We start from the raw sequence: 14,388 nt of genomic DNA on the forward strand, positions 1-14,388 counted from the left end.
TGGCGCACCCGGAACGATTCGAACGTCCGACCCTCAGATTCGTAGTCTGATGCTCTATCCAGCTGAGCTACGGGTGCCGATTTCCGGCAGCCGGCTGAAAGCCGCACTGCCTGTTTCCAAATGGCGCACCCGGAACGATTCGAACGTCCGACCCTCAGATTCGTAGTCTGATGCTCTATCCAGCTGAGCTACGGGTGCGTTGGAGAGGCGCAGATAGAAGCGCCCGGCCGATTGGGCAAGCCTTTTTTACACTTTTCCTTCCGCTCGATCCGCCTGCGCGGGCATGGGGCAACCTTTGCGTCCGTCCGCCGTTCAAGCCGCAGGAAAGGAGGCCATCATGAGCTTCACCATGAATGACCTGGCGCTGTTGTTGATCGCCCTGATCGTTGGCTGGTTACTCGGGCTGATGATGAGCGGGCGCGGCAAATATAAGCGACTCTGGCGCGACGAGCAGATCGCGCATCGCACCGTTTTGAAGGAGCGGGACGGCGCGATCCGGGAGCGCGATGCCCGCATAGAGGCAGCCAATGCGCGCATCGCCGAGCTGGAACAGCATAGCGGGCCGATCGGCCCGGGCACGGCTACTGCTGTTGGCGGCGCGGTCCATGGTCGGGATGACCTCAGCCGGATCACGGGTCTGGCGCAGGCGCAGGAAGTTGCGTTGAACGAAGCCGGCTATCACCGCTACGGCCAGATCGCCGGATTGAACGCGGAACAGGAAGCCACGCTGGAAGCACGTCTGGGATTGAAGCCCGGCACCATCGAGCACGAAGACTGGCGCGGTCAGGCACGGTCGCTTGAACGCGGCGACAAGCCGGGCCTGCTGGGTCGCCTTACCGGATCAGCGTAAGCCGCCTCAAACCCATGTGATCACGAGAAAGGGCGGGAGCATTCACTCCCGCCCTTTTTTGTCATTTGCTCGCCAATGCCGCCTGGGCGGCCGCTAGTCGGGCGATCGGCACGCGGTAGGGCGAGGCCGAAACATAATCGAGCCCGGTTTTCTCACAGAAAGCGATCGACGCGGGATCGCCCCCATGTTCGCCGCAAATGCCAAGCTTGATGCCCGTGCGGGTCGCGCGGCCGCGCTCGGCCGCCAGCTCGATCAACTCGCCTACGCCCTCTACGTCTATGCTGACGAAAGGATCACGGGCAAAAATGCCCTTGTCCACATATTGCGTCAGGAAGCGGCCGGCGTCGTCGCGGCTGATGCCGATGGTGGTTTGCGTAAGGTCATTGGTGCCGAAGGAGAAGAATTCGCCAACTTCGGCGATTTCCCCGGCCTTGAGCGCAGCGCGCGGCAGCTCGATCATGGTGCCGACCAGATATTCGACCGATGCGTCCTGTTCGGCGAAGACATCCTTTGCGACCTGATCGACGATTGCCTTCATCAGTTCCAGTTCCTTGCGGGTGGCGACGAGCGGGATCATGATTTCGGGGATCGGTGCTTCGCCGCTGCGCTGCTTCACCAGCAACGCGGCCTCGAAAATGGCGCGGGCCTGCATCTCGTAAATTTCAGGATAGGTCACCCCCAGGCGGCAGCCACGATGGCCGAGCATAGGGTTGAATTCATGCAGTTCGCTCGCGCGGCGCTTCAACGCCTCGACACCGACGCCGGCGGCCTTGGCCACCTCCTCGAATTCCGCCTCTCCATGGGGCAGGAATTCGTGCAGCGGCGGATCGAGCAAGCGGATAGTGACGGGCAGGCCCGCCATCACCATGAAAATCTGGGCGAAATCGTCGCGTTGTTCGGGCAGCAGCTTGTCAAGCGCGGCACGGCGACCCTTCTCGCTGTCGGCCAGGATCATCTCGCGCACGGCAGTGATGCGCGCTGCATCGAAAAACATATGTTCCGTCCGGCACAGGCCGACGCCCTCCGCACCGAAATCGCGTGCAGTCTGGCAATCGAGCGGAGTTTCCGCGTTGGCGCGCACCTTGAGGCGACGAACCTTGTCGGCCCACTCCATCAGCGTGCCGAAATCGCCGGCCAGTTCCGGCTGCACGGTCGGCACTTCGCCCGCCATGACCTCGCCGGTCGCGCCGTCTATCGTCAGGACATCGCCTTCCTTCAACTCGCGCGAACCGATGCGGAGGATCTTTTTGGCATTGTCGATCGACAAGCCACCCGCACCCGATACGCAGGGGCGCCCCATCCCACGCGCCACGACCGCGGCATGGCTGGTCATGCCGCCGCGCGCGGTCAGGATGCCCTTGGCCGCGTGCATGCCGTGGATATCCTCCGGGCTGGTTTCCACGCGGACCAGGATAACCGCGTCACCCAATTCGTTGCGCCGCTCGGCAGTGTCGGCATCAAACACGATCAAGCCGCTCGCCGCGCCCGGTGAGGCGGGCAATCCCTTGGTCAGCACGTCGCGCGGGGCGTCGGGATCGAGCGTGGGATGCAGCAACTGGTCGAGCGCCGCGGGATCGACCCGGGCGACGGCCTCCTCCTGCGAAATCAAGCCTTCGGTCGCCATATCGACGGCGATTTTGAGCGCGGCCTTGGCGGTGCGCTTGCCTGACCGCGTCTGGAGCATCCACAGCTTGCCCTGCTGCACCGTGAACTCAATGTCCTGCATGTCGCGATAATGGGTTTCGAGGATTTCGAACACCCGCGCCAGTTCGGCGTAGGTTTCGGGCATCGCCTCTTCCATCGACAGCGGCTTTGCCCCTGCCCGCTCGCGCGCGGCCTTGGTGAGATATTGCGGCGTACGGATACCCGCGACCACATCCTCGCCCTGCGCGTTGATCAGATATTCGCCATAATAGGCGTTCTCGCCCGTCGCGGGATCGCGGGTGAAGGCGACGCCGGTGGCCGACGTGTCGCCCATATTGCCGAATACCATCGCTTGCACATTGACCGCCGTGCCCCAGTCACCCGGGATCGAGTTCAGGCGGCGATAGACCTTGGCGCGATCCGCCTGCCAGGACCCGAACACAGCGCTGATCGCACCCCAGAGCTGATCATGCACATCCTGCGGGAAGGGCTTGTTCCACAGCTTTGCAACAAGCGCCTTATATTCGGTGACGAGCGCCTTCCAGTCGTCGGCGCTCATTTCGGTGTCGAGCGTATAGCCCTGATCTTCCTTGGCGATTTCCAGCGCTTCCTCGAACGCGCCATGGTCGAGTTCCAGCACCACGTCCGAATACATCTGAATGAAGCGGCGATAGCTGTCCCAGGCGAAACGCTCATCGCCCGACGCAGCGGCGAGGCCGAGCACGGTTTCATCGTTGAGGCCAAGGTTCAGCACCGTATCCATCATGCCGGGCATCGAAATGCGCGCGCCCGAACGGACCGATACCAGCAGTGGGTCGGCCTTGTCGCCGAACGTCTTGCCGGTCACGCTTTCGATATGGGCGATGCCGTTCGCCACTTCATCGCGCAGGCTGTCTGGATAGACGCCGCCATCCTGATAATAGCGCGTGCACATTTCGGTCGTGATGGTGAAGCCCGGCGGCACCGGCAGGCCGATCGCGGCCATGCCGTCCAGATTGGCGCCCTTGCCGCCCAACAGATTCTTGTCGCCCTCGCCCCCGTCATTCACTCCGCCGCCGAACCGATAGACATAGCGGGTCATGCTGTTCATCTGGGCCTCTTGTGTCTTCACCATGTTCCGGCTCTCCCTGCACTGATTGCCGAGTTTTGTGCGTTGCAATAATATTACCGCAATTAGCGGCTCAATGCGTGGCAGGATAGGAATATCCCACCCGCCTCATCAAAATTCTTGTCACCTTTGCAAGCTTCTTGCTTCAACCCGCAATCTTCGAAAAGTCGGCGACATTGTGCACTGCGTCACGAACCCTTGCCAGCAGGGCAAGGCGACTCGCGCGCTTGTCCGGATCGGGATCGTTGACGGTCACGCTGTCGAAAAAGGCGTCGATTGGCGCGCGCAGCGTCGCGAGCGCCGTCATTGCATCCTCGAACCGCTCCTCTGCTACGGCCTGGGCGGCGCGAGGTTCGGCGGCATCGAGCGCGGTAATGAGATCGGCTTCAGCGGGCTCGTGGGTGTAGGAAAGCGCATCCGCCGCATCGTCACCCCGGACCTGATCCGGGGTCCCGCTACCTTCCGCGTCGTCAAAGAAGCGGGACCCCGGCTCAAGGCCGGGGTGACGGGCGGAGGAAAGGTCGGGCGCATCCTTCTTGAGGATGTTCGCCGCGCGCTTGTAGCCCGCAAGCAAATTCGCGCCATCGTCGGTCGCAACGAAGGACTGGAGCGCCTTCACGCGAGCGAGCAAACGGACGAGATCGTCCTCCCCGCCGAGCGCGAACACCGCGTCGATCAGGTCGTGGCGGACCCCCGCTTCCTTCTGCTGGACCTTCAGGCGGTCGGCGAAGAAGTCGAGGAGCGCAAGGCCATTGCCTCGAAGGAGAATGCCATTCACGGCAGCCAAGTCACCTTCGCCGCCTGCTTTCAACCAGTCACGAAAATTATCCTCGAACACAAAACGCTGAGTGAAATCTCCCTCATTGCCGCGACTTACATAAATGATGAGATCAAGCAGACGAAGACGCAGATCATTTTTTATGACCAACTGAATAATACCCAATGCCGCCCGTCGGAGAGCAAAGGGATCTTTTGAACCGGTCGGTTTCTCATCAATTCCGAAAAACGATGTAATCGTATCCAGCTTATCCGCCAAACTCACTGCCACCGTAACCGGCGCAGTCGGCACATCGTCGCCCTGCCCGACCGGCTTGTAATGGTCGCGGATGGCGTCGGCGACGGCGTCCGGCAAGTCCTCGGCGCGGGCATAGTAGCCGCCCATGACGCCCTGCAGTTCGGGAAACTCGCCGACCATTTCGGTGACAAGGTCGGCCTTGCACAGGCGCGCCGCCTGTTCGGCTAGAGTGGCGAGTTCCGCCCCGCAGTGCTCCTGCAAAGGCAGGAGCCCAGAGTTAGGTTGCGCTTCGTCACCCTGGGCTCCGGCTTTCGCCGGAGCACTAGCGCCGACGATCCCCTCCTCCACCAACCAACGGGCGAGTTTCGCGACGCGCTCGACCTTGTCGGCGACGGTGCCGAGTTTCTCGTGGAAGGTGATGCGCTCCAGCTTCTTCGCATGATCCGCGAGGCTGGTCTTGCGGTCCTGCTCCCAGAAGAAGCGGGCGTCGGAGAGTCGCGCGGCCAGCACCTTGCGGTTGCCCGCGATGATCGCCGCGCCGCCGTCCTTCGCCTCGATATTGGCGGTGCAGATGAAGGCCGGGGCCAGATTCCCGTCCGTATCCCGCAGGACAAAATATTTCTGATTGATGCGCAGGGTCAGCTGGATGACTTCGGGCGGCACCTCCAGGAAGGCCGGGTCGAAATCGCCGAGCAACGGCACCGGCCATTCGGTGAGGCCCGCATTCTCCGCGACCAGCCCCTTGTCCTCTATCACGCTATAGCCGTGCGCGGCGGCGGCCTCGTCGGCTTTCGCCGCGATGATCGCCTGTCGTTCCTGGTGGCTGGCGATCACGTGACAGGCGCGCAGCTTCTCCAAATAATCATGCGCGCCGCCGATGGTGATTTCGCCGGGATGATGGAAACGGTGGCCGAGCGTCGCATAGCCCGATCGCAGCCCTTCCATCTCGATATCGACCAGCTGCTCGCCCAATATCGTGACAATGCCCTTCAATGGCCGCACCCAGCGCAGGCTTTCGGTCGTTTGGCTCGCAGCGCCCCAGCGCATCGACTTGGGCCAGGGGAAGGCGCGGATCACCGCCGGGACCGCTTGCGCCAGCACGTCGGCGGCGGCGCGGCCGGGCTTGTTCACGACAGCGAACCACACGCCGTCACGCTCTTCCAGCTGGTCCTGGGTCAGGCCGGTCTTGCGCAGGAAACCGTCGAGCGCCTGCGCCGGCGCGCTGGTGCGCGGGCCTTTAAACTCTTCGCTGACAGCCGCCGTTTCCAGCGGCAGGTCGCGCGCGATCAGGGCGAGGCGGCGAGGAGTCACGAAACTGTCGATCGCGGACGGCTTCAGCCCGGCCTTGGCCAGTTCGTCCGCAAACAACCGCGCCAGATCGTCCGATGCCTTCACTTGCATGCGCGCGGGAATTTCCTCGCAGCGCAGTTCGAGGAGGAAGTCAGTCATTGGACATTTCCATCACATCGGTCCGTTCGGTTCGAGCCGGTTCAAGCACAATCGACAACCCAAGGGTCGAAAAGCGTTCTCGACGACGCATCTCGACAAGCTCGATGCTGCTCGAACCGAACGGGCGGGGTTCAGGGCTGAACACCATCACGCCGCCCACCCATTATGCTTCATCCAGGCTTCGCAGCTGCCGCGGGCCATGTCGCGCACCTGCCCCATATAGCTGGCGCGTTCCTGAACCGAGATCACGCCGCGCGCCTGCAACAGGTTGAAGGTGTGGCTGGCCTTGATCGCCTGTTCAAAGGCTGCGAGCGGCACGCCCCTGTCGATGCACTGGTCATATTCGGCGCGGCAATCCTTGAACCAGCGCAGCAGCTTGTCCGTGTCGGCGACCTCGAAATTCCATTTCGACATCTGCCGCTCATTTTCCAGGAACACGTCGCCATAGGTGACGCCGGCATCGTTGAATTTCAGGTCGTAAACGCTGTCCACCCCCTGAATATACATGGCAAGCCGCTCAAGACCGTAGGTCAGTTCGCCCGCGACCGGCTTGCAGTCAAAGCCGCCCATCTGCTGGAAATAGGTGAACTGCGTCACCTCCATGCCGTCGCACCAGACCTCCCAGCCCAGGCCCCAGGCGCCCAGCGTCGGACTTTCCCAGTCATCCTCGACAAAGCGGATGTCGTGAACCAGCGGGTCAATGCCGATTTCCACCAGCGACCCCAGATACAGCTCCTGCAAATTTGCGGGGCTGGGCTTCATGATCACCTGATATTGGTAATAATGCTGGAGCCGGTTGGGATTTTCGCCGTAGCGACCATCGGTCGGTCGGCGGCTGGGCTGCACATAGGCTGCGTTCCAAGCGTCCGGTCCCAGGCTGCGCAGCGTGGTGGCCGGGTGGAATGTGCCCGCGCCCACTTCCATGTCATAAGGTTGCAGGATGACGCAGCCCTGCTTCCCCCAATAGGCGTGGAGGGTCAGGATCAGGTCCTGGAAGGAAAGCGCCTTACTCGTCGCCACCGATGGTCCTTTTCGCTCGAAACTTGGCCTCGCGCCTTGGCGCATGGCAGGAAAAGGGTCAAGGGGAAGCGGCCGCAAACAGGGTTAAGGGCCTTGCCCTGCGCGCCTGCGCTGCGCATGGATGGAACATGACGATTTTTTCCACCTTGCTGCGCGTCGCAGCCGCCGCGATGCTGCTGGTCGGCGGAAACGCGCAGGCCCGTTCCGATACTGTCGCCACCCCTGCCCTCTGGCGCGTCAGCGATGCGGACACCACCATTTATTTGTTCGGCACCGTCCATGTCATGAAGCCGGACGTCGTCTGGTTCGATGGCAAGGTGAGGCGCGCCTTCGACGCATCGGACGAGCTGGTGCTGGAGATTATCGAACCGGACGATCCCCGTGCTCTGGGCACGACCATGGCCGGCATGGCGCTGGCCAAGGACGGGGTGAAGCTGTCCGATCGCCTGTCGCCGCCCGCCCGCACCGCCTATCAGGCCGCGATGGAGGCCAATGGCCTGCCTTGGCAGAGCTTTGAATTGTTCAACCCCTGGATGCCCGGCATGGCGCTGTCGGTCGCTCCCCTCGCCCGCGCAGGGTTTCGCACCGATCTTGGCGCGGAAAAGATCCTGCGCGCGGCCGCCACCGACGCAGGGAAGAGCGTCGACGCCCTCGAAACCATCGAGCAGCAGATCGGCTTCTTTGCCGGGCTGCCCATGGATCAGCAGATCAGCTTTCTCAACGCCACGGTCGATGGCCTGCCCGATCTAGACAAGAGTTTCGACTCTCTGCTGCGGCACTGGAAGGCTGGAGAGCCTGAACAACTGGCGCGGGAGATGAATGAGTCGCTGGAGGCCACGCCGGAATTGGCCCGCGTGCTGCTTACCAATCGCAACGCGACCTGGGCCCAATGGATCAAGACCCGTCTGGACCGCCCCGGCACCGTCTTCGTCGCGGTAGGCGCGGGCCACCTGGCCGGCAAGGGCAGCGTACAGGAGCAACTGGGCGCGCTCGACATCAAGGTCAGCCGGGTGAAGGATTGACAGCATGACCAGCCTTATTCTCCGGTTCCTCGCGCTCTGTTCGCTGACGCTGGCCGTCGCTTGTGACAAGGCGCCGCCTTCCCCCACGCAAGAGCAGGGCGGACCGGCGTTGTGGCAGGTGGAGCGCGGCGCGCTCAAAGGCTGGCTGTTTGGCACCATCCACGTCTTGCCAAAGGGCGTTGCCTGGGACACGCCGCCGATCCGCGAAGCCATGGCGAAGGCGGACCGGCTGGTGCTGGAAGCAGCCGACCTCCAAGATGAGCAAAAGACGCTCGGCATTTTCGAAGATATGGGCCGCAGCCCGAACCTCCCGCCGTTGGAGCAGCGCGTTCCTGCGAAGGAAAGGTCGGCGCTGCTCAAGGCGATCAGCGATGGCGGCACATCCTCCCAACTCCTGTCGGGATATGAAAGCTGGGCCGCTGCCATGCTGCTGTCCGCCGCCAGCCAGCAGGCGCTCCACGTCAGTCAGGATAATGGCGTCGAACCCGCGCTGATCGCCGCCTTCAAAACGGCCGGGAAGCCAATCAGCGGACTGGAAACCGTCGAACGCCAGTTCCGCGCGTTCGACACGCTGCTCCCGGAGGCACAATCGAAATTGCTGGTGCAGACCGTGCACGAGGCCAAGGGCATGAAGGCGCTCTACGATCGCATCCTGACCGCCTGGCTGAAGGGCGATATGGAAGCGATCGCGAAAGAGGACCAGATCGGCGAACAGCCCGACCCGGTTGTCGAGGAAGCGATATTGACCGCGCGCAACCGGGACTGGGCCGAAGCCATAGAGCCGATGACCGGTCGCCCCTTGATAGCGGTGGGCGCGGGCCACCTGACCGGCAAGGACAATCTGATCGAGCTGCTGAAGGACCGAGGGTTCACGGTGACGCGGGTTCAGTAGAAGCGGAATCACAACTGCCCGCTGCTGTCACTTTCGCTGTCGGCCTGCTTTGCCATCTCGGCGACGTCCTATGCTTGCCTTTTGCCCATTTTCTGCTAATGGCGCGCCTTCCCGCGATGGTCATCCCTGGAGGCGTGGCGGGAATTTGTGCAATCAAGCTTTTGGAGACACGCAATGAGCGAGCAGCTTACGCTGTCGGCCGAGGCACGCGATCGGGCAGGCAAGGGAGCCTCCCGCGCTCTCCGCCGTGAGGGCCGCGTACCCGCCGTCATCTATGGTAACAATGAAGAACCCCAGTCCATCCATGTCGAGGAAAAGCTGCTGAGCAAGCTGCTCGGCACCGGGCACTTCTTCAATTCGGTCGTCATGGTCGAGGTGAACGGCAAGGCCGTGCGCACCCTGCCCAAGGATGTCGCTTTCCATCCCGTGACCGACCGTCCGCTGCACGCCGACTTCCTGCGCGTTTCGGAACATGCCACCGTCAACGTCAATGTGCCGGTGCGCTTCGAAAATGAAGACGCGGCGCCGGGCCTCAAGAAGGGCGGCGTGCTCAATGTCGTTCGTCATGACGTCGAACTGATCGTCGATGCCGCCAACATCCCCGAAGACGTCGTCGTCGATCTCAAGGGCTTTGAAGTGGGCGATTCGATCCATATCAGCGCAGTGACGCTGCCCAAGGGCGCGAAGACCGCGATCGACGATCGCGATTTCACCATCGCCACCATCGTCGCGCCGTCCGCGCTCAAGAGCTCGGAAGGCGACACGACCAAGGAAGACGAAGGCGAAGCAGAGGCCGAATAAGGCTTTTGCCGGCCTTTCGGCTGGAAAAGATCATCCCGCCCGCCTACCCGGCGGGCGGGATTTTTTATGGGAGCGCGGGATATGCAGATATGGGCCGGCCTCGGCAATCCGGGCACGCAATATGCGATGCACCGGCATAATGTCGGCTTCATGGCCATCGACCTGATCGCCGACATGCGTCGCTTTTCCGCGCCGAAAAAGCAGTTTCAAGGCTGGGTGCAAGAAGGCCGGATCGGCAATGACAAGATCCTGCTGCTGAAGCCCGCGACTTTCATGAACGAAAGCGGGCGGTCGATTGGCGAAGCGATGCGCTTCTACAAGTTGACGCCCCAGGATGTGACCGTCTTTCACGATGAACTGGATCTGGTGCCGATGAAGGTGAAGGTGAAGCGCGGCGGTGGCAATGCCGGGCATAATGGCCTGCGCTCAACCGACGCACATATCGGCAATGATTTCCGCCGCGTGCGGATCGGCATCGGCCATCCCGGACACAAGGACAAGGTGCATGGCTATGTGCTGGGCAATTACGCCAAGAGCGAGATGGACGCGCTGGCCGACATGTTGGGCGCGATTGGCGCGGAAGCGCCCTGGCTCGCCGCCGGCGACGACGCGCGTTTCATGAACGAAGTCGCATTGCGCCAGGCATGAAAACAGCGCCCAGTCGCCCGGGCGCTGTTTTGTTGCTGTAAATTGTCTCGGCTCAGACGATGACAAATTCCGTGTTTGTCATAGCAAGACCCGCGGACATATGCGCGAACAGCACCGCTGCTCCAGCTCCGCTGCCATCAGCATCATAAAAGAGGTCGCCGGTTGCACTGTTGTAGATTATCCGGTCATTGGCATCAGCCGCAGCAGCGCCGATGTGGAACGCGTTCGCCGCTAGCGTACCTGTTGGCAACCCGCCGACCGCTGCCGACAAGATATTGATGGTGTCGTTTGCAACGCTGTAGTCCGTAATCGTATCGATGTTGGTCGGACCAAAGCCGTTTAGGAACGCAAAAACATCATTACCGCCACCGCCGGTCAGACTGTCACTGCCCGATCCGCCGTTGAGGTAATCGTTATTGTTGCCGCCATTCAGGTCGTCATCACCGGCACCACCATTGAGCGTGTCATTCCCATTTCCGGCCAGAATGAAGTTGCTGAGCGAATTACCAGTCAAATTATCATTATAGGATGATCCAAATATGTTCTCGATATTGCTCAAGGTATCTGTACCAGCACCCCCAGTATTCTGAGCCACTCCCACGCTCAAATTCACCGTAACTGCGGCACTTGAGGAACGATAATCCGCAGCGTCAATTCCATTACCGCCATCCAGGATGTCGTTGCCCACGCCGCCATCCAATATATCATCGCCACCTTCGCCCAGCAGAGTATCATCCCCCCCGCCGCCGACGAGTTTATTGCCAATAGCACTTCCGGTGATGATATTATTTAGTCCATTTCCGGTTATTAAGGAAGCTGATCCAACAGCTGTAATATTTTCAACATTTGTTCCGGCAATAGAATAGGTCACCGATGCATAAACAATATCGGTCCCGGAATTTGAGAACTCGATGACTGCATCGCTGGCGCTATCCACATAATAGGTATCATTGCCCGTGCCACCGGCCATATAATCGACGCCAGTTCCACCATCGAGCAGATCGTTACCATCTTCGCCATACAGAAAATCATTTCCTCCTTGGCCAAGGAGTGTATCGTTGCCGCTGCGCCCCCATAGCGAATTGACCTCTCCAGACCCGCTAATCGCGTCTGAACCGGTGTTGCCAATAACATTCTCGATACTGGACAGGCTTATCGCTCCTGCGCCACCGGGCGTATAATTGAAGGTTCCGTCGGCCAGATCGATCGTGGAGGTCGCTACGCTGGTACCGGAGATATCAAAAGTGTCGGACCCCGCGCCCCCTACGATTATCTCTCCATAGCTGCCGTTCCATCCGTCAAAAATTCGGAACAGATCATCGCCAGCTTCGCCATACATCAGGTCACGGCCACTGCCACCGTCGAAGACATCATCACCATCACCGCCGATGAGAAGGTCGTCTCCAGCACCGCCGTCAAGGATGTCATTGCCAGCGCCGCCATAGAGCATATCGGAACCGGCACCTCCGAAGATGGAGTCGTTTCCGTTCATCCCATCAATACTGTCATCTCCAGATTGACCGTATAAAGTATTGCCGGCCGCATTTCCCGTGATTGTATCGGCCAATTGGGTGCCGTAGACATTTTCGACCCCCGTAATCGTCCACGGGCCACCATAGAGCGGGTTATACTGCCAGGTTCCGCCGGCCAGATCGACGATCGCCCCGTAAAGATCGATCTGGCTGAGATCGAGCGTATCGACCCCGGTACCGCCATTCACATTGTCGCCAAATTCCGCTACGCCGCCGATCTGGCGCTGTATGAACCAGTCGTTCCCCGCTTCGCCATAGACGCTATCGGTTACGAAACCGCCATAGATGATGTCGTTACCATTGCCGCCATAGATGACATCGGTGCCGCCCGCGCCGTCCAGGATATCGTCACCGTCACCACCATAGAGCGTATCGTCGCCCTCGCCTCCGGCCAGATAGTCGTTTCCAGCATTGCCATAGAGCGTGTCGTTGCCGTCATTGCCATAGAGGCTGTCATCCCCCCCATTGCCGCGGAGCACATTGTCGATGCTGTTGCCGCTGATGACGTCATTGCCCGACCCGCCATTGGCATTTTCGATCATCGATGCGGTATTGCCCTGGTAAAGCATCGCATTGAAGATATTGCCGCGTGCATAGACGCTGCTGCCATTATTGCCCAGATAGGCGAGCTGCGCCTGACTGAAGACGGAATAACCACCCGGGTTGAGGTCCATCGTCAGGTTGCTGGTGTAATTGGACAGGTCATAGGTGTCGACGCCGCCGCCGTCCCAAATGGTCGCGAAGATGCGGTTGCCACCCGGATCGATCGCCACTTGCCCGTTGATATAGGTTTCACCGGTCGTCGGATTCCACGAATAGGTGGTGTTGCCCGAGTTCACCGTGAAGTCAGCACCATACATCGCCTGCAAGGCTGCAATGTCGAGCATCATATAGGTTTGGGGCGCCCCCCACTGCTCGTAGGAGTAGCCGCTCAAAGGCGCGCCGACGTAGCTGCGATAGGTCATGACCGTGAATTCGATCGAATCCCAGGCGGTTGGCAATGGGCCATAGGCGCCGCCCGTCTGACCATGCGCCAAGCCCAGCGAGTGGCCCAGTTCATGAAACATGGTGTGCCAGGCATAGTTGCCGGCGACGGGCGTCTTGTAGGAATAGATCGTCCCATCATAGCCATTGCCGAAGAATGTATCCCCGCCATAGATGCTGCTGCTGGGATAATAGGCATAGGCCGTGCCCGGATCGCTGGAATTTGCGCCGCGGATCGTCGCGATCGACGAGCCTGCTCCATCGTAGGACAGGCTCAATCCCGTGAAGGATTCTACGCCGAAAGCGGTAGCCGCGCTTGTTTGGGTATAGGCGACTGAATTGAGAGCCGTGTGAAAGGCTACCATCTGCATAGCAGTGAACTGAGAGAAGCCCTCATTCTGCGCGCTGACGCCGTCGCCATCCGAATCCGAAAAATAGCCGGACTGATAATCCGCCGCAGAATCCGTGTCGCTATAATAGACGGTTTGCGCGGTGTCCCATTTGATCCCGCTCAAAATACCGTCAATCAACTGATTGCCGGTCGCCGCCTGCGCCAGCGTTGTATTGCCATTCCCATTGAATTGCGGATCGTCCAGACTGCCTGGCTGTCCGACAGGATCGCCAGGATCTTCCATGACATCCTGGGGATACAGCAGCAGAATATCGTTGCGGACGGTTTCGTTGCCCATCATCGACCAAAGGTCGGCGGTGCTGCTGATGGAATAGGAAGTAGGCGAAACAGACGCGCTATTGTCGTCTTCGTTAAATATGACCTTGGCCGGCCCGGCCCCCGAGAACTTGAGCATACATCCTCCTGCAAGATGAGTTGGATGACACGTTCACTGTGCCCGTTGGCGACCCCTTACCAAGTCGATATAGTCTTTATTTGAGTTTATTGCCAAACATTAGTTTTTGATGATTTTTCATTGTGATAGCATGTAGTAAAAACCAAGATATTGAAATGTTTTGACTTATTTTCTACTTGATTGTCAGTTAATGTTTCACAATATTTCAATTGGTTAGCCTTTGATTGTCAGGGCGATGGCCATAGTTGCCATGAGCAAGATTTTTCCTAGGGCTTTTCCGTCTATCGGCGCGGTGAACCCAGCACTGGGTCGAGCCTCTTTTCAGCGTCGCTAGCCAGCGGATGATCAGGATAGCGGGAGATGAACAGCTGGTAGGCGGTAACTGTGTTTTGCTTCACTGCTTCTACATATTGATCGCGGATCGCCTTTTCGGCATCGCCCGGCGGCGGCATCACGCCGCCTGTTCCCGGGGGTGCATGCGGCATGGTGGCAGGGACGGCATCATCGGTTGAGGCGGAACTGGCGGCATTGCCCGCACAACCGCTCACCGCGACAAGGATCATCAAGACCGGATTGGCACTATGGACAAACATGGCGCGTCCCTCTCCACTTGATCA

The 14,388-nt window shown here is 60.2% G+C and carries 11 protein-coding genes and 2 tRNA genes; 5 read left to right on the plus strand and 8 right to left on the minus strand.

All coding sequences use genetic code 11. The features are described 5' to 3' along the window. Both LL253_RS09400 and LL253_RS09405 read right to left on the minus strand, forming a co-directional pair. A tRNA-Arg gene (locus LL253_RS09400) sits at positions 1 to 77 on the minus strand. Positions 78 to 121: 44 nt separating this feature from the next. Further along, positions 122 to 198 (minus strand) — tRNA-Arg (locus LL253_RS09405). Positions 199 to 337: 139 nt separating this feature from the next. Here LL253_RS09405 and LL253_RS09410 point away from each other — a divergent pair. Continuing rightward, positions 338 to 850, plus strand: coding sequence for a hypothetical protein (locus LL253_RS09410; RefSeq protein WP_228227022.1), 513 nt, complete (start codon positions 338 to 340; stop codon positions 848 to 850). 61 nt (positions 851 to 911) lie between these two features. Here the strand turns inward: LL253_RS09410 and ppdK are convergent, their stop codons facing one another. The 4 genes from ppdK to LL253_RS09430 all read right to left on the minus strand — a co-directional run bounded on the left by ppdK (position 912) and on the right by LL253_RS09430 (position 7,086). Beyond that, entirely contained in the window at positions 912 to 3,608 is a 2,697-nt protein-coding gene (gene ppdK, locus LL253_RS09415) for a pyruvate, phosphate dikinase (protein ID WP_228227023.1), read from the minus strand. Between the two features lie 139 nt (positions 3,609 to 3,747). Further along, positions 3,748 to 6,066, minus strand: coding sequence for a glycine--tRNA ligase subunit beta (gene glyS, locus LL253_RS09420; protein ID WP_228227024.1), 2,319 nt, complete (start codon positions 6,064 to 6,066; stop codon positions 3,748 to 3,750). After that, a complete protein-coding gene (locus LL253_RS09425) occupies positions 6,059 to 6,217 on the minus strand; it encodes a hypothetical protein (RefSeq protein WP_228227025.1) in 159 nt (52 codons plus the stop codon). The genes glyS and LL253_RS09425 overlap by 8 nt, the downstream gene beginning before the upstream one ends. Further along, positions 6,214 to 7,086 carry a glycine--tRNA ligase subunit alpha gene (locus tag LL253_RS09430; protein ID WP_228227026.1) on the minus strand — a complete coding sequence of 291 codons (873 nt, stop codon included), beginning with the start codon at positions 7,084 to 7,086 and terminating at the stop codon, positions 6,214 to 6,216. Before LL253_RS09430 ends, LL253_RS09425 begins: the two co-directional genes overlap by 4 nt. A gap of 128 nt (positions 7,087 to 7,214) precedes the next feature. Between LL253_RS09430 and LL253_RS09435 the strand changes: the two genes are divergently transcribed. From LL253_RS09435 to pth, 4 genes are all read left to right on the plus strand, one after another. After that, entirely contained in the window at positions 7,215 to 8,108 is an 894-nt protein-coding gene (locus tag LL253_RS09435; protein WP_228227027.1) for a TraB/GumN family protein, read from the plus strand. 4 nt (positions 8,109 to 8,112) lie between these two features. Then, a complete protein-coding gene (locus LL253_RS09440; RefSeq protein ID WP_228227028.1) occupies positions 8,113 to 9,000 on the plus strand; it encodes a TraB/GumN family protein in 888 nt (295 codons plus the stop codon). 174 nt (positions 9,001 to 9,174) lie between these two features. Next, complete coding sequence (locus LL253_RS09445; RefSeq protein WP_009821921.1) at positions 9,175 to 9,801, plus strand: 50S ribosomal protein L25/general stress protein Ctc; 627 nt, start codon at positions 9,175 to 9,177, stop codon at positions 9,799 to 9,801. An 81-nt stretch (positions 9,802 to 9,882) separates the two neighbouring features. Further along, positions 9,883 to 10,449, plus strand: a complete 567-nt coding sequence (gene pth / locus LL253_RS09450; protein ID WP_228227029.1) for an aminoacyl-tRNA hydrolase — start codon at positions 9,883 to 9,885, stop codon at positions 10,447 to 10,449. Between the two features lie 52 nt (positions 10,450 to 10,501). Here pth and LL253_RS09455 read toward each other — a convergent pair whose 3' ends face one another. Together LL253_RS09455 and LL253_RS09460 are read right to left on the minus strand one after the other, a co-directional pair. After that, the gene (locus tag LL253_RS09455; RefSeq protein ID WP_228227030.1) at positions 10,502 to 13,771 is read right to left on the minus strand and encodes a M10 family metallopeptidase; all 3,270 of its coding nucleotides are present in this window, start codon (positions 13,769 to 13,771) and stop codon (positions 10,502 to 10,504) included. Positions 13,772 to 14,052: 281 nt separating this feature from the next. Continuing rightward, the gene (locus LL253_RS09460) at positions 14,053 to 14,334 is read right to left on the minus strand and encodes a hypothetical protein (protein WP_228227031.1); all 282 of its coding nucleotides are present in this window, start codon (positions 14,332 to 14,334) and stop codon (positions 14,053 to 14,055) included. Between the last annotated feature and the right edge of the window lie 54 nt (positions 14,335 to 14,388).

The organism is Sphingobium soli, from assembly GCF_020782245.1.
Classification (GTDB): domain Bacteria; phylum Pseudomonadota; class Alphaproteobacteria; order Sphingomonadales; family Sphingomonadaceae; genus Sphingobium; species Sphingobium soli.